General features: G+C 33.5%; 18 protein-coding genes. 8 read left to right on the forward strand and 10 right to left on the reverse strand.

What is annotated here, in order from left to right:
* The first annotated feature begins 399 nt into the window (after positions 1–399).
* The 3 genes from ACQ654_RS02160 (at position 400) to ACQ654_RS02170 (ending at position 3,757) form a co-directional block, all read left to right on the forward strand.
* Positions 400–1,245: an AraC family transcriptional regulator gene (locus tag ACQ654_RS02160; protein ID WP_430408667.1), complete on the forward strand. Its 846-nt coding sequence runs from the start codon at positions 400–402 to the stop codon at positions 1,243–1,245.
* A 186-nt stretch (positions 1,246–1,431) separates the two neighbouring features.
* Positions 1,432–3,087 carry a hypothetical protein gene (locus ACQ654_RS02165; protein ID WP_430408668.1) on the forward strand — a complete coding sequence of 552 codons (1,656 nt, stop codon included), beginning with the start codon at positions 1,432–1,434 and terminating at the stop codon, positions 3,085–3,087.
* Between the two features lie 235 nt (positions 3,088–3,322).
* Positions 3,323–3,757, forward strand: a complete 435-nt coding sequence (locus ACQ654_RS02170; RefSeq protein WP_430408669.1) for a hypothetical protein — start codon at positions 3,323–3,325, stop codon at positions 3,755–3,757.
* A gap of 63 nt (positions 3,758–3,820) precedes the next feature.
* Here the strand turns inward: ACQ654_RS02170 and ACQ654_RS02175 are convergent, their stop codons facing one another.
* The gene (locus tag ACQ654_RS02175; RefSeq protein ID WP_430408670.1) at positions 3,821–4,255 is read right to left on the reverse strand and encodes a COG2426 family protein; all 435 of its coding nucleotides are present in this window, start codon (positions 4,253–4,255) and stop codon (positions 3,821–3,823) included.
* A gap of 222 nt (positions 4,256–4,477) precedes the next feature.
* Between ACQ654_RS02175 and ACQ654_RS02180 the strand changes: the two genes are divergently transcribed.
* From ACQ654_RS02180 to ACQ654_RS02195, 4 genes are all read left to right on the forward strand, one after another.
* Positions 4,478–4,915, forward strand: a complete 438-nt coding sequence (locus tag ACQ654_RS02180) for a DUF1801 domain-containing protein (RefSeq protein ID WP_430408671.1) — start codon at positions 4,478–4,480, stop codon at positions 4,913–4,915.
* 31 nt (positions 4,916–4,946) lie between these two features.
* Positions 4,947–5,564 carry a DUF4919 domain-containing protein gene (locus tag ACQ654_RS02185; RefSeq protein WP_430408672.1) on the forward strand — a complete coding sequence of 206 codons (618 nt, stop codon included), beginning with the start codon at positions 4,947–4,949 and terminating at the stop codon, positions 5,562–5,564.
* Between the two features lie 17 nt (positions 5,565–5,581).
* Complete coding sequence (locus tag ACQ654_RS02190) at positions 5,582–6,001, forward strand: hypothetical protein (RefSeq protein WP_430408673.1); 420 nt, start codon at positions 5,582–5,584, stop codon at positions 5,999–6,001.
* 137 nt (positions 6,002–6,138) lie between these two features.
* A complete protein-coding gene (locus tag ACQ654_RS02195; protein WP_430408674.1) occupies positions 6,139–6,399 on the forward strand; it encodes a hypothetical protein in 261 nt (86 codons plus the stop codon).
* Positions 6,400–6,412: 13 nt separating this feature from the next.
* Here ACQ654_RS02195 and ACQ654_RS02200 read toward each other — a convergent pair whose 3' ends face one another.
* Positions 6,413–7,081: an HAD family hydrolase gene (locus tag ACQ654_RS02200; RefSeq protein WP_430408675.1), complete on the reverse strand. Its 669-nt coding sequence runs from the start codon at positions 7,079–7,081 to the stop codon at positions 6,413–6,415.
* 139 nt (positions 7,082–7,220) lie between these two features.
* Between ACQ654_RS02200 and upp the strand changes: the two genes are divergently transcribed.
* Positions 7,221–7,877 carry a uracil phosphoribosyltransferase gene (upp, locus tag ACQ654_RS02205; protein ID WP_430408676.1) on the forward strand — a complete coding sequence of 219 codons (657 nt, stop codon included), beginning with the start codon at positions 7,221–7,223 and terminating at the stop codon, positions 7,875–7,877.
* A gap of 66 nt (positions 7,878–7,943) precedes the next feature.
* Here upp and ACQ654_RS02210 read toward each other — a convergent pair whose 3' ends face one another.
* From ACQ654_RS02210 to ACQ654_RS02245, 8 genes are all read right to left on the reverse strand, one after another.
* Positions 7,944–9,899: an endonuclease gene (locus tag ACQ654_RS02210; RefSeq protein ID WP_430408677.1), complete on the reverse strand. Its 1,956-nt coding sequence runs from the start codon at positions 9,897–9,899 to the stop codon at positions 7,944–7,946.
* A gap of 109 nt (positions 9,900–10,008) precedes the next feature.
* The gene (locus ACQ654_RS02215; RefSeq protein ID WP_430408678.1) at positions 10,009–11,007 is read right to left on the reverse strand and encodes a LacI family DNA-binding transcriptional regulator; all 999 of its coding nucleotides are present in this window, start codon (positions 11,005–11,007) and stop codon (positions 10,009–10,011) included.
* Positions 11,008–11,129: 122 nt separating this feature from the next.
* Positions 11,130–12,095 (reverse strand): T9SS type A sorting domain-containing protein, encoded by a 966-nt coding sequence (locus tag ACQ654_RS02220; protein ID WP_430408679.1) that lies wholly within the window; start codon positions 12,093–12,095, stop codon positions 11,130–11,132.
* A 118-nt stretch (positions 12,096–12,213) separates the two neighbouring features.
* The gene (locus ACQ654_RS02225) at positions 12,214–13,797 is read right to left on the reverse strand and encodes a T9SS type A sorting domain-containing protein (protein ID WP_430408680.1); all 1,584 of its coding nucleotides are present in this window, start codon (positions 13,795–13,797) and stop codon (positions 12,214–12,216) included.
* Between the two features lie 10 nt (positions 13,798–13,807).
* The gene (locus tag ACQ654_RS02230) at positions 13,808–14,692 is read right to left on the reverse strand and encodes a glycosyl hydrolase family 17 protein (protein ID WP_430408681.1); all 885 of its coding nucleotides are present in this window, start codon (positions 14,690–14,692) and stop codon (positions 13,808–13,810) included.
* Positions 14,693–14,705: 13 nt separating this feature from the next.
* Entirely contained in the window at positions 14,706–15,614 is a 909-nt protein-coding gene (locus tag ACQ654_RS02235) for a glycosyl hydrolase family 17 protein (protein WP_430408682.1), read from the reverse strand.
* An 83-nt stretch (positions 15,615–15,697) separates the two neighbouring features.
* Positions 15,698–18,031 (reverse strand): MFS transporter, encoded by a 2,334-nt coding sequence (locus ACQ654_RS02240; RefSeq protein WP_430408683.1) that lies wholly within the window; start codon positions 18,029–18,031, stop codon positions 15,698–15,700.
* A 50-nt stretch (positions 18,032–18,081) separates the two neighbouring features.
* A complete protein-coding gene (locus tag ACQ654_RS02245) occupies positions 18,082–19,578 on the reverse strand; it encodes a glycoside hydrolase family 30 protein (RefSeq protein WP_430408684.1) in 1,497 nt (498 codons plus the stop codon).
* Between the last annotated feature and the right edge of the window lies 1 nt (position 19,579).

The following is a 19,579-nucleotide window of genomic DNA, read 5'->3' on the forward strand; positions in this document are numbered from 1 at the left end:
TTATTTTTTGATATTGTAAAAGTAGCTTACATCTTAATTTTTGAAATTGTAGATATTATCCAATTTTGATACTATTTTATCCTAATAATATATTTTTGATTATTTTTTAGATTAATTTTAGCATATGTTAAATTTCATTTTTCATTTTCTTTGCATGCCCAAAGAAAACGAAACAAAAGAAAAGGCATTTTTCTGGCAGGTATTTTTAGTTTTCTAATGGGAAAACTAAAACCAAAAAACTTTTGCTAAATTTTAGTTTACTAAGCTCTATTTTCAGTTAAGGAGTTCATGAATTTACATTTCTCCAAGGCTTCGAAAATTTTTAACGCAAAATCTTTTCTATACTTCAGAAAAAACTAATATCATTGAAACAACTAGTTGTTTATTAAAATCAAATGAATGAAAGTTTTACCATTTAAAATACCAAAAGCAGAAAGCGATATTTTGATCGTTCAGGAAGATCGTGGGCGAACGTTTTATGAACAATTGCATCAACATGAAGAAATTCAACTTTCGTATGTTGTTTCTGGAAAAGGAACTTTTATTGTAGGAGATACCATTCGTGATTTTCAACCAAATGATGTGTTGTTATTTGGAAGTAATGTGCCGCATGTGTTGAAAAGTGATATTTCTTACGAACAAGATTCTTATATGATTTCACTGTTTTTTACGCATGATAGTTTTGGCAAACATTTTTTCACATTACCCAAACTTAAAAACGTGCAACAGTTATTGAAAGATGCTAGTTTTGGTGTGAAGTTTAAAGAAAATCAAGCAATTTTAAAACCATTATTTGAAGCTATTCTTATTCAGAAAGCTATTAAACGGTTTGCTACATTTTTTGAGATACTTTCGATATTGACTGAATCGAAGTATGAAACTGTTTCATCATTTATCAACACCAAAAATTACACGGATGACGAAGGAAAACGCATGAGTGCTGTGTTTGAGTTTGTAATGAATTGTTTTGATCAAAAGATTGTATTGGAAGATGTTGCAACTATTGCCAACATGACGCCGAACGCATTTTGCAAGTATTTTAAACAGCGAACGAATAAAACGTTTTTTCGGTTTTTAGCAGAAGTCAGAATTGAAAATGCGTGTACATTTTTGACCAATCAAGCACAATTATCCGTTGCTGAAATTGCTTATTCTTGTGGATTTTTCAATGTATCTAATTTTAATCGGAAGTTTAAAGAAATTAAAGGAGTTACGCCGACGCGGTTTCGGAAGCAGGTTTTGTGAGGTTGTGAGTTATGAGTTATGAGTTATGAGTTGTGAGTTAAATTAATTTAAAATTCAGAATTTAATATTTAAACTTTGTACTAATTCAATTGATTTAATCATGAATTCATGACTATTTCCTGTAGTTGCAGTTAGTCATTTTTTAATTCTTATATGTTTATTAAGAAATTAACTATATTTAGTCTCATGATTACAGATGAAACGTATAAATGGGTAAAAAAACTAATTAATGCAAAAATTACTGAAATCTCAGATGATAATTATGATAAATTAGCAAAAGATTATTTTCAAAAAGAGAAAACAGATTGGTATGAAAATAATGAAAGAATGCAACTTTCTTTAATTATCAAAGAATCAGATTTCTGGAAATTAATACGAAAGTTTTCTATGCCAAGAGGAGAAAAAAAACGATTATTTGATTTTTCGAATTTTATTTTTCCCGCTTTTGAACCACAACACTTAAATGAACTAAGTATCAAAGGAAAGTCATATGATAATTTTTGGAAAAAAGAAGATAATAAAGTTTTTACTTATTCAGTAAATTTTAATGAAGCCATCTTCTTAAAGAAATCAATTTTCACTGATACTGTGTTTCAGGCAAATATTGAGTTTGTTAACGCAAAATTTAATGACGGTTTAATTATAGGTAATTGTGAGTTCAATAAAAATATAATTTTTCGAAAATCTGAATTAGAAAGTTTAGAAATTTATGAATCGACGTTTCAAAAAGAAATGACATTTAAAGATAGTGAATGTTATGGAAAACTTAGTGTTGGTACTACAAATTTTAAGGGCTTTCCCTCTTTCTATTATTCAAAGTTTCATCAAAAAGCAATTTTCGGAAAATCAGAATTTTCAGGACATGCATGTCGTTTTAATGATTCTATATTTTTAGAAGATGTAGAATTTTTTGAATGTAATTTTGGAAATAATACTGAATTTCTTGCCGTAACATTTTCAAAAAAAGCAGATTTCATTCGTCCAGAATTTCATGATAAAGTATCCTTCAATCAATCACAATTCAAGGGTGTAACCATCTTTGATTTACCAATTTTCAAAGGAAAAGCTGATTTCTCCTATTGTTATTTTGAAGATGTAAATTTTAAAGAAGTTAATACTTTTTGGTCACGTAGGAAATTGAACTATACCAAACCTCCAGAACTTTATTTTAAAGATGTATTTTTTAATTCAAAGGCATTTATCAAAAATACAGATTTATCGGCATTGGAATTAGATAATTGTGATGTTTCTAATATTACGTTTAGTAGATGTGTTTGGAATGACGATAAGAACAGATTGAAACTTGTGAATGAATTACCCCATAAAAATATTGAAACTGAAAATAGACTAAAGCTCGCTAATCATCATCCATCAAAAAAAGCTGCAGTTGAAAATTTAATAAACAAATTACGAGATTCTGAAAATCATTATCGACAACTGAAAAAGAATTTCGATACTACCAAAAGCTGGGAATTATCTGGAAAAGCTTATGTCAGCGAAATGGAAATGCGAAAACAACGACTTTGGCTTGAAGGTAAACTTTATCAATGGTTTATTTATAAGTTTTATGATGTTTTTGGAGGATATACACAAGATTTTAAAAAACCAATTGTGAGTTTAGTTGGTTTAATTCTTGTGTTTTCTGGATTATACTTTTTTATTGATTATGATATTTCAAGAGCAATCCAACGAGGCGTTAAAGGCGCATTACCGTATATGCAAATTACTACTGGAACTGCATTTGAAGGTTATTGGTTGATTCTCAGAAACCTTGAATTGGTTTTGGGTGGAACGTTTTTAGCATTTTTTATATTGGCTTTGCGAAAGCGATTCAAACAATAAAGAAATTAAGATGTCAGCAAGAAAAGTTATGAACTTCTAACTAGATCTCGATACAAAATTCTTGCAGAATTCCACTCGATCAGACGTTTTAGTTATGCTTCTTGATGAGATTCTGAATCAAGTTCAGAATGACGTTACGACTCTCAATACTCACTTCTAATATCTCAGTACTAAATTTTGTTTGCAAAATTTATATATTTTTTTGAACTTTAAGATCTTAATTAATACACTAAGCATGACAGTTATAGATGCACTTTACGGAAGTCAGTATTACGAATTAAAGAACAAAGGGTATGATGTCCAAAAAGGACGTTTGTATGGAAATTTGGTATTTGCAGCTACGATTATGATCTACCTTTTTGTGATTGTTATTATTTGGAATTTTATTTCGGATGATTTTACGAAAGATTTGACACGCTTTTTACGAAGTATTTTTGGAAGAAGTACCGGAAAAACCATTGGTAAAGTGATTGCAATTCCGCTGATCGGTATTATTTATTTGATCGTTTCACTACTTTTTGGTTCTAAGAAACGCTATGAGAAAAGCTATCAAAATTTTTCAAATGCTTCCCAAAAAGAAAAAGATAATGCTATAGGAAAAATGGTCGCTATTTTTGTTATTGGCTTGCTTTTGCTAGTGATATTGTCAATTACTAGTTTGTTTTTATAAGATTCAGTATTGATTTTTTATCAAAAGATTACTTCATCACTTTTCCTCGTACTAACAATAAAGTTAATCAAAGAAACTAAATCCGTAATAGAATGTTAACCAAACAATTACCGAAGAGAAAAAGATACCAATTGTGTTAGCTAAGAATGCTTTTTTGCGTTCAATATTGAATAAATACGTTGCTATAGTTCCTGCATATACACCAGTTCCTGGAATTGGAATCATGACAAAAAACATTAATCCCCAAAAACCATATTTCTGTATTTTATCTTTCGCGCCGCGTTTTGCTTTTCTGGCAACAAACAAAGCTCCTTTTTTGTAGAAATTCCAACGTAACAAGTATCTGTTTATATGATCTAAGAAGAAGATCATTACAGGAAATACCATCACATTAGCCACAAATGCGGCAACGAAAATCACGTACGGATTTGCATCCGATCGCAGCCCTATTGGAATACCAACTTTGGCTTCTCCAAAAGGTGAAATACTCCATAACATTGTTATAATTATATCTTCGATGACAATTCTCTTTTATAGGTGTGCAAAGCTAAGTCAATTTGTATTGTGAACAAACATTTAGCATTGTAAAATTTTGATAAAAGTTTACTTAAAAATTAGTCTACTGATTTTCTATTTTTTTATTTTTAACTAATGTACGTTTATAATCTGAATGTTCGCGTATTTAGCTATATTTGAGTAGTTTAAAACTTGGCACAGCTTATGAATGCAACACGAATTATACATCCCGATTTTGAGAAATTTCTGCAATTAAAAGACCGAGAATGTATTGATCTTTATATTGATCTACGAAATTATATTTTGGAATTGTATCCAGAAGCCAATGAAATTCTGTATCATACCCATGCTTTGACAAGTGTTTTTTCAATTTCTGAAAAGCTTTCCGATGCGTTTTGTATGATTCCGATCTATACAAATCATCTAAATTTAGGTTTTAATAAAGGTACATTGTTAAATGATCCGAAAGAATTGTTAGTTGGAACGGGAAAGTTGATACGCCATATTCCTGTAACAGCAGTTACTACGTATCGAAATGATGCTGTTAAAAATTTAATTATATTAGCTATAGAACTGTCTATTTCAGATATGAAAAAGCCCTCTAAAATTATTGGAAAGACAATTTCTAAGATAAAAAAGTAACATTTTCACTAAAATAAACACGTATTGTAGTATGACTGACGATTTTTTCGATTTTTTAACCGAACCTACGAAGGAAGCTTTTTTGAAAGCAAGAACGTATGTAATTGAAGATGAGGAATACAATCCGTATTCGGACGATATGAGCGTTATACAAGCATTTTTAGAAAAGGAAGAATATGAGAAGGTTATGGAGTATACTAACATCAATGTAATTTTGAGCCCAAGAGTACATTTGATGAAAAAGTATGCGGCTACACAATTGGGAAAAGAAAAAGACGCTACTTCTGAGTATTTTTTAGGACATCGTATTTTAGAAGGAATTCATGCTACTGGTGATGGAAGTAAAGAAAAACCATTTATGGTGTTACGTGTAAGCGACGAACGTGATTTTTTAGGATTTATTGGAGAAGAATATGCATCACAAGCACTTGTAAAAGAAGAAAAAACCTATGATTTAATTACAACGAAAAGTGGAAAATCTATCTATTTTGATATTACTGATTCGTATCATAAAATAGCTTCATTTTCTTTTAGTGACATGTTGGATTCATTAGATGTTGATGAAGATGAATCTGATATTGAAAACAACGTCGAAATTAAAAAAACCACTCCAATAGCTAAGAAAAAGAAATGGTGGCAGTTTTGGTAAGTATTAAATAATGTAATATGTCAATAGGTTGGATTGCAGAACTTTTTCTATATAAAGAAGAATTATTGTCTGGTGAAAAAGCCAGAATACGTGTATGGAAAGCATATATTGTTGCTTTTGTTATTATTTTTATAGGTGTACTTGTGTATATTTCTTTTATTTCGCCAATGCAAAAACAACATGCTACACACAATAAATTACGCACTATTTCCTATTATTTGTTGCTTGAAAAGGAAAGAACAAATACATTTCCTGATGAAATTTTAACTATTGCAAGAAGAAATCTTATCGATGGTGATTTGACTGTTGATAGTTGGAATAATGAAATTTTGTATCAAAAAACTGTAAATGGAGAAGATTACACCTTAACTTCAAAAGGAGCTGATGGCGTTTTGGATACAGAAGATGATATTGTTATCCATAAATTACTTGAGTAAAAGTTTATTTTTCCCACAAAAACTCATATATTTATAGTTCTATGAAAAGTATTTTATTATTTCAGAAGACAGCATCGTATATCTGTATTGGTATATTCTTTTTGGTTACTATAGTTTTCTTTTCGTCTTATACTTCGATGAAAAGAGATCGGGGAACAAACAGAAGTCTGTATTGGATTGCAAAGTTTTTGGCTAAAGAAAAAGCGGCTACTAATGCATATCCTTACGATTTAACATGTTATGAATACCGAGCCGATGATGGTTGGAAAAATCTACTTATTTACGAATGTATTGATGATGGAAAAGATTATATCTTATTTTCTGCTGGCAAAGATCATATTCCTTATACAGAAGATGATGTTTATGCGAAAAAGTATGATTTTCCTAGTGGTAATTAATCGCTAAAACTTTTTACTTTTTTGCCCTAAACACTTCCTGAATTTTCTCATGTTTAATTTCTGAAAAGTTTGAAATCACCATATCAGCGATACTATAATCTTGGTTTTTGGAATGTACACTATCATATCCTACACAAAAAATTCCTGCAGCATTTGCCGCTTTTATTCCGTTGGTAGAATCTTCAATTACCATGCAAGCAGAACGCTCGTAACCTGTTGCAAACGCCGCTTTTTCAAAGATTTCAGGATGCGGTTTGGATTTTTCTAAATCGGCACCACTAAATTTTGCAATGAAGTATTTATTCAAGTCAAAGCGTTCAAAAACATTGTCAATCGTCATCATTGAAGCCGAAGAAGCTAAAACTAATTTTAATTCTCTTTCGTGATATTCTTTAATGATATCCAATACACCATCAATCAAAGTTAAACTAGGATCGTTCGCAAATAAGTGTTTAAAGTTGTTTCGTTTGAGCTGAACCAAAGTTTCTGGAGCATCTTTTAAGTTGAAATGATCGCACAATCGTTTGCAAATATTGATCGTTGATTGTCCTGTAAATGATTGGTATAACGCTGGAGAAACATCAATTCCAACTTCATCAAACATACCATGATATGCTTTGTGGTGCAACGGTTCTGTGTCTACAATGACACCATCCATATCGAATAAAACTCCTTTTAACATTGCTTTTATTTTTGGCGAATATACTAAAAGTGATTTGATAATTTTAGTCAGTAAAGTTATTTGAAAGTTACCTTTAATACAACATAACTGTGACTACAAGTTGAAAATTTAGTAATATTGCAACACAAAATTACTTTTTATGACAATTCACGATTTCACTACACAATCATCTTTATTAAATCAATTTATTGCAGAATTACGCGATGTTTCTATTCAAAAAGATTCCATGCGCTTTCGCAGAAATATTGAACGTGTTGGTGAAATACTAAGTTATGAATGTAGTAAAGTGCTTGAAAATACTACCAAAAATATACCTACGCCATTAGGAACGAAAGATATGAATTTGCCTGTAAATGATGTGGTAATTTGCTCAATTCTTCGCGCAGGTTTGCCATTGCATCAAGGTATTTTGAATTATTTTGATAAAGCTGAAAACGCTTTTGTTTCTGCCTATCGCGATCATATTGATGATGGAGACGCTTTTGAAATTGTCGTAAATTATATGGCAACACCTTCGTTGGAAGGAAAAACGTTGTTATTGGTAGATCCTATGCTAGCAACCGGACGCACCATGAAAAATGTATATGATGTTTTGTTGCAACAAGGAACTCCTAAAAATATTCACATCATTTCCGTATTAGGTTCAACGCAAGGAGTGAATTATGTAAATAATAACTTTCCAGAAGATACACACTTATGGATTGCCGCTGTTGATAACCAATTGAACAGTCGCGGATATATTGTTCCTGGCTTAGGTGACGCTGGCGATTTGGCATATGGCACGAAACGAAGTTAGACGCGCTTCGCTTTTTGAGTGTTAGAATGAAAAAAATTTACATTTGAAATTCAACACATTAATTCCCTAATTGACCACAATCTTTTTTGTAAGTGTTTTTCCGTTTGCTATAATTTTTGAGAGATACATTCCGCTTGAAAGATTTAATGGAATTGTTGCCGTTCCCGAGAATTGACTCGTAAGCAATTTTCGTCCATCCAAGGAATAAATTTCAAGTGTTGCATCTTCTTCTATTCCGAGAATCGTGATTCGGTTTGTAGCTGGATTTGGATAAATTTTGATACTATTTGCATTAAATTCTTCCGTTGATAATGGTTGTGTCCAAGCAACACCAACTTGATTTCCCCAAATATGTTCTACCAATTCTGGATGATCTATAAAAGGATTTCTATTGAATTGCCATGTGTAGACAACATTGTTACGATTCATTTCAAAATCATCTGGCGGATCATTTCTATGCCAACTTAACAGTGTAGCTAAATCTCCTAATTGACCTTCTACAGCAGGAAAACCATTTTCAATAGACAATCCGTTGTAACGAACATCTAAGAAAAGTACACTTCGTGCTACATCACCTCTAAAACTTCCTAAAGTTCCTGTTGGCCCTGTATATTCTCCGTAATGCTGATTTCCGCGTGAACTGTTTTCAGGTCCATCAGCCGCGCGTAACGCATGTCCATCAGAGTTTCCATGTCGTAATGAATCGGCTCTTGTAATCCAAAATACATCTCTTCCATCTGCAATATCATCAGCTTCTATGCTTTCATAACCCGCTAACGAACGTGGAAACGTATGTTCTCTGTTCCAAGCGCCCGTACTGTTTGAACCTGATTGCTGATCTAATTTTGCACGTCCTTGTTCCGTATATACTAACCAAACTTGATTGCTGTTGGCAGGATTTTCATCTGCTTCACGCAACATGTCGTACACATCCGCATAGGTTTGTGCTCTAACTGTATTTACATCTGCAATTATGGCTTGCATTGCATTTCTTAAAGCACCATCTGCCAAACCATCCATTGTATCGTAATAACCGTTTGGTGCAGTACTTGCAACTGTTCCATATGTAGGATTTACAGGTGTTCCAAATGATGCAACTGTGAAGTCATTATCAACTGCGCGTATTAAAAACTCATCATTTAAAATGATGTATTCAACCGAAAAATTATCTACTAAATCTATGATTAATTCTTCATCACCTTCATCATCAGTATCATCAACTAATGTAATCATTGTTGTGATTGAATTTTGTCCTGTTGGAATTGTAACTGTAGTATTTCCTGTAAAGTCAGCCGTATTAAACGTGCCGTTGTCCAATGTGAACGTTATATCTAAGTCTGATGAAACTGCTGTTTCTGTCGTAAATTCTATCGTAAAGGTTTCTCCTTCTGTGTATTGATCGTTTGCAACATTGATGGCAATTCCGTTGAGCGCTACTCCACTTCCATCATTTAATTGTCTTGGTGTTGGTGTTGCTACAAAGTATGATCCATCTGTCTCACTGCGTTGAATAGAGTTTGTATTGTTGTTTCCACCTTCACTTATTTGCGTGGTTAACCCTAGTAAATTTAGTAATCCTACATCATCAGCTTCACCTGTGTCATATACAATAGCATCAATTAAATTTGTAGTGGTTGCTTGTGTTCCTTGCGGAAAGTCGAATCCGTTGGCTTGATATACGGCAACAGCATCTGCCCCATTTTGAATTACATTTGAACCTATTATAAGTTGTGGAACTGGAGAAACCGTGTTACTTCCTATTAATAGTAAACCGTTGACATCTGTAACTTGTCCGTCTAAATCTAAGGCGAAGTAACTACTATCGTTTCCAGAATTTGAACCATTAAAAAGGACTAAAACGTATCCGTCTAATGCAAAATTTGGTGTTTGAGATTTTAATTCGATGAATTCACCTGTATCAGTTCCTGGTGTATCACAATCAATTTCATTTATTACTACTACCTGGCTTAATGCAAATTGACTCATCAATAGCATTAAAAGTATGGGAAATATGTGCTTCATTATTCTACTTTTGTCAAAAGTACAATATTCTACGAAGCTTTTAGATGTGTAGTATTATAAAATGCATAGATGTGTGTGATCTTAACATTTTGGAAACATATTTTATTGCTTAACGACTTGTTTCACCTATTGTGATTGTCGTATTTAGTACAATGTCTTGTATGGCTTTGTTTTCTTCTTTAGATTCTAAACGTTCTAATAAAATGTTAGCCGTTTGTTTTCCAATTTCTTGTGGATGTTGATCAATGTATGAAACTTTAGGGTACGATAAGTCGTTTTGCACTGCATTTACATACCCAATTAGCGAGATTTCTTCTGAGACTTTTAATCCTCTTTTCAGAATTTCACTATTGCAAAGTAAGGTTGCGTTGATATCTGCGGCAATTAATCCATCAATTTTGCCTTCTTTTAGTGTGTTTTGTAGTGTTAATTTTAATTCATCTAAATCTTCGAAGGCAATTATAGTTGGACTGTCAGTTTTGGACAGATATCCATCTTCGCGTAAGCGTCCAACAATTAGTGTAGGAATGGAAGATACAAAGGCAATGTTTTTGCAGTTTTTTTCTTCTAAGTATTCGTATGCGCTTACAATACTTTCATAATCATTTACATGAACTACATCAAAACCAAGTGGTTGCATTGGAATACGATCGAATAATACTAAAGGAATTCCTTTTTGTTTGATGTCTATGATGTGATCAAATGTTTTCTTTTTGTTGGTTTCTTCAGCAATACAAATTAGAATTCCATCTACATTTCCTTTTGAAAAATAGTCTAGACATTCTTTTTCTTTTTGAAGACTTTCATTGCTAAAAAACGTAATAATATTATATTTTGAAGTCGTTGTGATTTCGTCAATTCCCTTTAATACAGAAGCAAAGAACGGATTTTCAATACTTGGCAATACAACTCCTATTTGCATTGTTTCTTGTCTTTGCAAGCGAACAGCAATAGGATTTGGCGCATAACCTCTTAGTTTGGCTAGATTTTTTACACGCTTTTTGGTTTGCGCACTAATTTCTTCACTATCATTTAGTGATTTTGATACAGTGGATACAGATATGTTCAATTCTTTGGCTAATGATTTTAAAGAAACTACGTTTTTCATTGATTGCGGTTTTATTGTTTTATATCTGAATCTGAATTGTATGCACAGAAATTAGACTCATAAAGTATAAAAAGTGTGTCTATTTTCATAAACACACTTTTTATTATTACTAATTTGTATGCTTAGTTTTTGATTAACTTCACACTGCTTTGTCCTTTATTTGTTTGGATTTTTGCAAAGTATATTCCAGCTTTTAATGCACTACCGTCAATAGTTGTTGTAAAAGCATTTGGAGTTGAAGAACTTACTTGTCTTCCAGCAATGTCATATATTTGAATTGCATTAATTGTTACATTATCCGTTACTACATTCCATGAATCGGTTGTTGGATTTGGATATGTTTTAAATGCTGTTGCACTGAATTGTTCTGTACTTAACGTACTTCCTTCAGCCGACCAAGAATAACTTCTTGATTGATCTTCTAATACATTTATATATCTGTTTGTAAATCCTCCATTGGTTACTGTTCCTGCATCATCAGGCATAAAATTTTCCTGATCTGTCCAGTTATCAACTTGAAATTTGAATTCTGTGTACATTTCTGTTAACGGAAGTGTTACTGACCATATTCCTCCACCAATGTCTGCTAAAGGATTGGAAGTTCCGTCCCAACCATTAAATTGTCCACTAATATATACTGTAGTAAAAGAAGCACCGTATCCGCTCATATCAACACTGAATGTAGTATTGTGTGGTCCTGTGTTTCCATCATCATAGCAAGCACTGAATGGAGCAGTATCAAGTGTCATAGCAGCTCCGTTAACTTCTAGGATTCTGTTTACGAATCCACCATCTGTTACCGTACAGGCGTCTCCAGCTGTCATGTTGTCTTGTCCAGCCCAGTCATCATGTGAAAATTTGTATTGGTATTCTCCATCTGCTAAACTGATTGTAGTTTCCCAAATTCCGCCACCCATATCTGTCATCGGATTTGCTGTACCAGACCATCCGTTTAGTTCTCCACTTACATATACAGTTGTAAAAGCAGTTCCGTATCCGCTCATGTCAACACTAAATGTGACATTGTTTTGAGCTGTAATTGTTAAGCTTATCATTAATGCAATAATAAAAAAGTAAAGTTTTCTCATATATACTTTTGTTTTAGTTAAGAGGTTATTAATTAAATATTTACCAAATATATTATTTTATTTTTATAAAAAAGTGTGCTTACATAGATAAGCACACTTTTATTACTATATTATATGTTTAATTTTTAACAAGCTTAATACTACTTGAGCCTTTATCCGATTGGATTTTAGCAAAGTAAATTCCAGCTTTTAATGAACTACCATCAATAGTTGCTGTAAGCGCGTTTGGAGTTGAAGAACTAACTTGTCTTCCAGAAATATCAAATACTTGTACTGAATTGATGATTGTATTATCAGTTACAATATTCCATGAATCTTTTGTTGGATTTGGATAGGTTTTAAATGATGCCGCATCAAATTCTTCTGTACTTAAGTTATTGTTGTGGAAATAAATATTATCTACATATACAACTCCTAAGTTAGATGTGATTAAGAATTGAGCTAAATCATCTCTTGTTAAGTTGTTTGAAAAATTAGTATCAATTTCAACATCAATAGAAACCCAAGTTCCTGTTGCTAATGCTGGTGTAGTTCCACCATTAATATTTAATTCCATTGCAGAAACTTCACTATTGGTTCCGCCCCATTGAGAGAATTTAGAGTTGAATACTTTACCAACTAAGTCTGGATTATCTGTCCAAAAGTCCATATGGAAATGTGACATTGTTGATGCATCAATTCTATTGTTTATAAATTCTACTCCAATAAAGTTGGTGAATGTAATTTTCTTAACATCATCACCAAAAACAACTACATCTTCAGAAGTTGAATCGTCAAAACTAGCATTCCAAGTTTCAATTGTTGTGTTTGTGTATGCATTACTAAATAGAGAAATCACGTTTTGTGGTGCTCTACTTGGTGGTGTTGGCGCTGCAGAAGTTGGTCCTGCTATTATAAATGAAACTGTATATGTTTGCATAACAGTACTATTTTGAGAAGTAACTACAACAGTTGCATCACCTGGAACAGCTGGTGCTTGTGTTATGTTTACCGAAGCACCTGCATCAGCAGGAGTTGCCAATGTAATTTGTGGAACTACTGTTGTTCCTGGTGCTAATTCTACTGTATAATCAGTGATTCCTGAAGCAAAACCAGCTAATGGAGCATTGTCAATTTCTAACGCACTTAATGTAGCATCAGAACCTGGTGCCGTTGGGTTTTTCCAGAAGTAAACATTATCTAAGTAGATGTCTACTGGCACTGTACTTCCTGGTCCATTTGCAGCAAATTTCATTTGAAAAACGCTATCCCAAGTCATTCCTGTAAAGGCAGATTTTGGAATATCAACACTTGTCCAAGTTCCAGATGTGTAGGCAATTGAAACTAGTGTTTCTCCTGCTCCAGATCCGTTATTAATTGGACTCACCTGAATATCCGTTGCTCCAGGATTTGCAGCTGTCCAGATGTCAACGTGTAAAAACTCCATTTGAGAAGCATCTTGCGTTGTCAATTCTGTTCCTTGATAGTTAAAGTTTGGGTATGCTAATAAAAATTGTCCTGTTCCTGGATCGAATGATGGATTCACTTGCGTGTGACCAGATTGTCCCCAGTTAGGATCATAGTTCGTTGCTACATTTGTATATGTGTCTCCATAAACAGAAATCACATCCACAGCATTATTTGTAGGTGCCGCTGGATTCGTTGTTGGTTGTGCATATGCTATACATGCAAACAACAGAAATAAATACGTAATTTTCTTCATAATAATTTATTTAAAATTTTAATTGTTCGTGTTTGTCCCAAAGTCCCCAATACGCACCAACATCACCTTCGTTACCTACTTTCCATGATTCATCAAATGATGAGAAGTAAAAAATTTCGATATCTTCTTCTTTGGACCACTTTTGAGTGTTTATAAAATATTTAATTGCGTTAATGTCTGATGGAAACGCGCCTTCTAAGCTTGTTCCCTTGTTTGGCCAACCTGTTTCAGTAATGATAACTTTTTTACCATTACCAGCTCTTTTGGCTCTGTTATACATATCTTTCATGTATAATAATGAGTAATCCTGATCGCATCCTTCCCAAAAAGGATAGCAGTTGGCTAAGATGATGTCACATGCTTCTGTAATTGCAGGACGTTCCGTAAATTCATAGTATGCATCTACATATCCTACAGGAATTCCTTTGATTTGTTCTTTGGTATCGTTTATAAATCTTAGCAACTCTTCTTCCGTTAGATCACCTCTATACATTACTTCATTTCCTACAGCGGCAATGTCAACAAATCCTTTGTTTGCTAGTTTGATTAGCCCTTCTATTTCTGCTTCATTTATTTCAGGATTACATCCCAACCATGCACCGACTAAGGTTTTCATTCCTAATTCTTTGGCAATTCTAGCTATGAGTTCGTTTCCTTCTGTACACGAGAATGAACGTACCCAATTTGTATAGGGTTTTATAATTTCTAAACGACGTCTTACTTGCGATTCAGATAGCGTATCACCTGGCTCTTGTCCTTCTTGATACGGACTAAAGCACAATCCATGCATACCTGCATTGAGTGTTTTACGCCATTGATTTTTTAGATCATCTAAAGATTGACCTTCAAATTCTAAAGCGGCTAACGCAAAAAATTTCTCTTTTCGTAAAGACATTGTTTTTTAGTTGTTAAAATTTTAGTTGCTCGTGTTTGTCCCATAGTCCCCAATATGCCCCAACATCACCTTCGTCTCCTGTTTTCCAAGATTCATCAAATGATGAGAAGTAAAATGTTTCAATGTTTTCTTTTTCCGCCCAAACTTGTGAGTTTATAAAATATTTTATGGCATTTATTTCCGAAGATGTTGCTCCTCGTAAACTTCCGCCTTCACTTGGCCAACCCGTTTCGGTAATGATTACTTTTTTACCATTGGCCGCATGCATTGCTTGTCCGTACATTTGTTGCATGTGCGCCAGAGAACCATCAATGTGGCAACCTTCCCAATATGGATAGCAATTACTTAGAATGACATCACTAATTTCTACAAGTTCTGGATGTACTGAAAATTCATAGTATGCATCTACATATCCTACTTGAACATCTGGTAATGCTTCTTTTACTCTTTTGATATAGCTTAGTAATTCTTCAAGTGTTAAATCGTTTCTGTAAAGCACTTCGTTTCCTACTGCTGCAATATCAATAAGACCTTCTTTTCCTAGTTGTATAAGTGCTTCAATTTCTTTTTCATTGTCATCTTTGTCATCTCCTAACCAAGCACCAACCATTGTTTTCATTCCATGTTTTTTTGCAAAACGCGGAATGTGTTCATTTCCTTCTATACATGAGAAAGAACGTACCCATTTTGAATATGGTTTTAAAATTTTTATTCTTCGTTCTACTTGCGCTTCACTTATGGTATCTCCTGGCTCTTGTCCGTCTTCATACATACTAAAACAGATACCATGCATGCCTTTATTAAGCGTAGCTTTCCAAAGTTTTTTTAAATCTTCAATAGAATATTTTTCGAAATTTATTCCTGAATGTTCCGTAAAGTTTACACCTTCGTATAAACGATAATCTTCGTCTCTGTATGACATTTTTTGGTTGTATTCTTTGTTAATTTATAATTCTCCTTGAAACTGTATCGTTTCACAATTAAACTTTGCTCTATGATGATTTTTTAGCTAAATTTTAATTTTTCGTTTTTATTCCAAATTCCCCAACGTGCTCCTAAATCTCCTTCATGGCGTACTTTCCAAGATTCATCAAATGATGAGAAATAGAATATTTCTATATTTTCATCTCTAGACCATTTTTGAGTATTTATGAAGTATTTCATTGCATTTTCAGCCGAAGGAACAGCTCCACTTTCGTGTGAACCTTGATCTGGCCAACCCGTTTCTGTAATGATTACTTTTTTGTTTTTGGCAAGTTTTTGTGTAAGCGCATACATTTGTCGTAGGTATATGGAAGAGTTTTCTATACTACTTCCTTCCCAAAACGGATAACAGTTGATTAATAGTAAGTCACATGCATCAATAAGTTTTGGACGATCTGTAAATTGATAGTACGCATCTACATATCCAATTGGAATGTTTGGCAATGCGGCTTTCACTCGTTGTATGTAGTGTATGATTTCTTTTTCGCTGAGTTCATTTCGCATTAAGACTTCGTTTCCGATAACGGCTATATCAACCAATCCACTTTGAGCCAACTCAATTAGAGAGTTGATTTCTTTTTCATTTCGTTTTTTATCATTTCCTATCCAAGCACCAACCATTGTTTTGAGTCCTCTTGCACGTGCCGCTTTTGGAATGAATTCGTTTCCGTCTGTACATGAGAATGAACGCACCCATTTTGTGTGAGAAGCTATGATGTTTATTCTGTCTATAATTTGACTTTCTGTTAGTTGATCGCCAATATCTTGTCCTTCTTTGTAGGGACTAAAACATAAACCGTGCATACCTTTGTACAGAGATTCTCTGAATAGTGTTGTGATTTCTCCAATACTTTTTGAATCGTAATCAATATCTTTTGAGGTATTAATTTTAATATCAAGACCACCTAATGACGATAGTTTTGCGCCTTCATAGTATGAGGTTATTAGTTCTTTTGGTGCATTTTTTCTTCTTGCTAGTTTTGCACTTATTTCTAATGCTTTTTCTTCTGTAATGTCATAATCACGCATTACATACATTGCTATTAATGTTCCTACTATTGGAAGACCTGAGAAAAATGCTCGCAAACCTATAATAGCGCCTTCTTGGTCAGTTGCAGCAACACCTTCTTCAAACCCAATAATAGTTAGTATAACACCACTTAAAGCTCCAGCAATGGCAAATCCGAATTTTACCATCCACCAATAAATAGCACCAAAAATACCTTCTCTTCTTTTGCCAGTATTTAATTCGTCTAAATCTATAACATCGGATGTCATGGACATCATTAATGTAAATAGACTTCCGATACCAAATGAGAAGAAAGGCAGCGCAAAAATAAACATGTACGGTTTGCCCGGAATTAATAGAAACCAAAGGAGTACGTACCCAATTAAAGAGATTCCTTGTGACCAAATAAATGCATTTTTCTTTCCTAGTTTTTTAGACATCCATGTAACTACAGGAATGACTATAAATGTTGTTGATAGTGCGCCAAGACATCCAAATAATGATGGCCAATATCCAGCGTTTGCGGCATTTGCATCACCATTGAACAGTTGATATACTATTATGAAAAAGGTAAATGTGGCAACTGTATTAAATGCATTGAATATTAAAAATGTTGAGATACATAACTTTCGAAATGGCTTAATTTTTAGTGCTTCTTTAAACCCAAGTATGATTTCATTGAAACTACCTTTCATGTTCCTAAGCGATAAATCGGCATAGTCTTCATCAACAGTTGATTTGCTTTTTATAAATAGTGCAGGAATCATTGCAATAAACATTAAAATGATACCAACCCAAATAGCTAATGTCCGAGTTGCTTCTTCTGCTGTTTCAAACCATCCGTCATCACCATTCATATACATGATAACCCAAAACCAAGGAGCTATTACCCAAGCCCATTGTCCAATCCACTGCGCAGTTGCCATAATGCTTGTACGCTCATGAAAATCGTCACTCATTTCATATCCCATAGCTACATATGGTACGCTAAAAATGGTAAGTCCCAAATAAAATATGAAAGACCAAAACATGAAATAAACAAAGTTGTAATCAACTCCACTATCTACATATAATTGCCACATTATAGCAAAAGATATTCCCATAACTATAGCACCAATAAATACATATTGTCTTCGTCTTCCCCATTTAGATTTTGTGTTATCTGAGATAAAGCCCATTATTGGATCTGTGAAAGAATCAAAAATTCTAGGAAAAAAGTAAATTATTCCCCACATCCATCCAGGAAAACCAAGGTTTTGAACTAAAACGACCATAAAAATCCCCAATGCAGCTGGAAACATTTGATTGGCTAACATTCCAAATCCAAAAGCGATTTTTTGGCCCATCGCCACTTTATTTGATGAAGAACTTGTGCTACTCATAGTTTGGTTTTTAATTAGTTGGCTATAACGATTGTTTGAATTGCTTGTGGTTTAATCGATATATGTTTTGTTTTTTCTTCTAGTTTTAGTGAAAAGTGTTTTTCAGTTTTTCCTTCGTTAAATACTACAACAGCAATTGTTCCATCAGGGTTTTTTGCCGCAGTGACCATTAAATCGTTGTCAGTATTGTTTGCATCAATAACTTTTGCGCCAGGACGAATGTATTTGCTAAAGTGTGCCATTGTGTAGTAAAGTGGCGTCATGTATACTTCATCTGCATCTGGATCGACAATTACAGGTGCAACACACCAGTTTTTGAACCAGTTTGGTCCACCTTGTCTGTCCAATACCATATTCCAGTCTACCCAACCATCTACCCAGTTGTTAAGACAACCTATGATATCTCGTGCGTACCTATTTACAGGTGCATATTTTGGATGTAAGTGTTTTTGATCTTCAGGTGCCCAATCCCAGCCCCAATCTGTAGCTTCTTTTTTCCAATACCAAGCATCATCTTTCCATACAGGAACTTGTGAATCTACACAACCTTCTGTTTCAATTAGGTATTTGTCTGGTGCTTTGTTATGTGCATATTGTAATGCTTCAGGAAAATAGTCGTATGTACTTTCATACCAATGAATTGCCGTTCCGTCATAGTATTTTGAAGAAGCTTCATCTTTATACATGACATCAACCCATTCTTTTAGACCTTCACGATTTTGATCGTATCCTAAAATAATTAAATCACCCTTTCCGTCTGCTTCCAGTTTTGGACCTAAGTGATGTTGTACAAATGTTGTCATTTCTTCTGGAGTAAAGTGCATACTTTCCCAGTTGTTTCCGTTTCCGTGTGGTTCGTTTTCTACAGTAAATCCCCAAATATCAATTCCTTCTGCTTTGTATGCATCTACATATTTTGAAAAGAATAATGCCCACGTATCATAGTATTTTGGCAATAGTTTTCCACCAACCCAATGGTCATTGTCTTTCATCCAAGGTGCGGCTGTCCATGGAGATCCAAATATTTTGAAACCATCTTGTGAGGCCGCCATAGCATCTTTTATCATCGGAATGAGATCATCACGATCTTCTTCTATTGTAAAATGTTCTAAGTTTACGTCATCTTCAACTGGTGTATACGAATAGTTTGAAAGCGAGAAATCACATGAATTCATGTGCGTACGCGTTAATGAATAGTTTGCGCCATCTTTGTCAAAGTATGCTTTGATGATTTTGTTTCTGTTTTCTTTACTTAGTCTGTTTAGTAAATACGCAGACGATTCCGTAAAAGCACCGCCAAAACCAGTGATTTTTTGATATTCTTTTTCAGGTGTTATTACTATTTCTGTAGTATTTTCACCTTTTGTAAATTCAGTTACAGGTGTTAGTTTGTTTCCGCTTTCAGATGTTTCTACTATTGTTGCCTGTAATTCAGGAATTTTTGCTTCTTCTTTACATGCCATTACCATCATGAGAATCATTACCAAACTATATGTTTTTGTTTTTTTCATA

The organism is Kordia sp. (genome assembly GCF_965283645.1).
Classification (GTDB): domain Bacteria; phylum Bacteroidota; class Bacteroidia; order Flavobacteriales; family Flavobacteriaceae; genus Kordia.

Coding starts and splice junctions, on each gene's coding strand:
- ACQ654_RS02160 (WP_430408667.1), top strand. CDS start 400: ATGAAAGTTTTACCATTTAAAATACCAAAAGCAGAAAGCGATATTTTG.
- ACQ654_RS02165 (WP_430408668.1), top strand. CDS start 1,432: ATGATTACAGATGAAACGTATAAATGGGTAAAAAAACTAATTAATGCA.
- ACQ654_RS02170 (WP_430408669.1), top strand. CDS start 3,323: ATGACAGTTATAGATGCACTTTACGGAAGTCAGTATTACGAATTAAAG.
- ACQ654_RS02175 (WP_430408670.1), bottom strand. CDS start 4,255: ATGTTATGGAGTATTTCACCTTTTGGAGAAGCCAAAGTTGGTATTCCA.
- ACQ654_RS02180 (WP_430408671.1), top strand. CDS start 4,478: ATGAATGCAACACGAATTATACATCCCGATTTTGAGAAATTTCTGCAA.
- ACQ654_RS02185 (WP_430408672.1), top strand. CDS start 4,947: ATGACTGACGATTTTTTCGATTTTTTAACCGAACCTACGAAGGAAGCT.
- ACQ654_RS02190 (WP_430408673.1), top strand. CDS start 5,582: ATGTCAATAGGTTGGATTGCAGAACTTTTTCTATATAAAGAAGAATTA.
- ACQ654_RS02195 (WP_430408674.1), top strand. CDS start 6,139: ATGAAAAGAGATCGGGGAACAAACAGAAGTCTGTATTGGATTGCAAAG.
- ACQ654_RS02200 (WP_430408675.1), bottom strand. CDS start 7,081: ATGTTAAAAGGAGTTTTATTCGATATGGATGGTGTCATTGTAGACACA.
- upp (WP_430408676.1), top strand. CDS start 7,221: ATGACAATTCACGATTTCACTACACAATCATCTTTATTAAATCAATTT.
- ACQ654_RS02210 (WP_430408677.1), bottom strand. CDS start 9,899: ATGAAGCACATATTTCCCATACTTTTAATGCTATTGATGAGTCAATTT.
- ACQ654_RS02215 (WP_430408678.1), bottom strand. CDS start 11,007: ATGAAAAACGTAGTTTCTTTAAAATCATTAGCCAAAGAATTGAACATA.
- ACQ654_RS02220 (WP_430408679.1), bottom strand. CDS start 12,095: ATGAGAAAACTTTACTTTTTTATTATTGCATTAATGATAAGCTTAACA.
- ACQ654_RS02225 (WP_430408680.1), bottom strand. CDS start 13,797: ATGAAGAAAATTACGTATTTATTTCTGTTGTTTGCATGTATAGCATAT.
- ACQ654_RS02230 (WP_430408681.1), bottom strand. CDS start 14,692: ATGTCTTTACGAAAAGAGAAATTTTTTGCGTTAGCCGCTTTAGAATTT.
- ACQ654_RS02235 (WP_430408682.1), bottom strand. CDS start 15,614: ATGTCATACAGAGACGAAGATTATCGTTTATACGAAGGTGTAAACTTT.
- ACQ654_RS02240 (WP_430408683.1), bottom strand. CDS start 18,031: ATGGGCCAAAAAATCGCTTTTGGATTTGGAATGTTAGCCAATCAAATG.
- ACQ654_RS02245 (WP_430408684.1), bottom strand. CDS start 19,578: ATGAAAAAAACAAAAACATATAGTTTGGTAATGATTCTCATGATGGTA.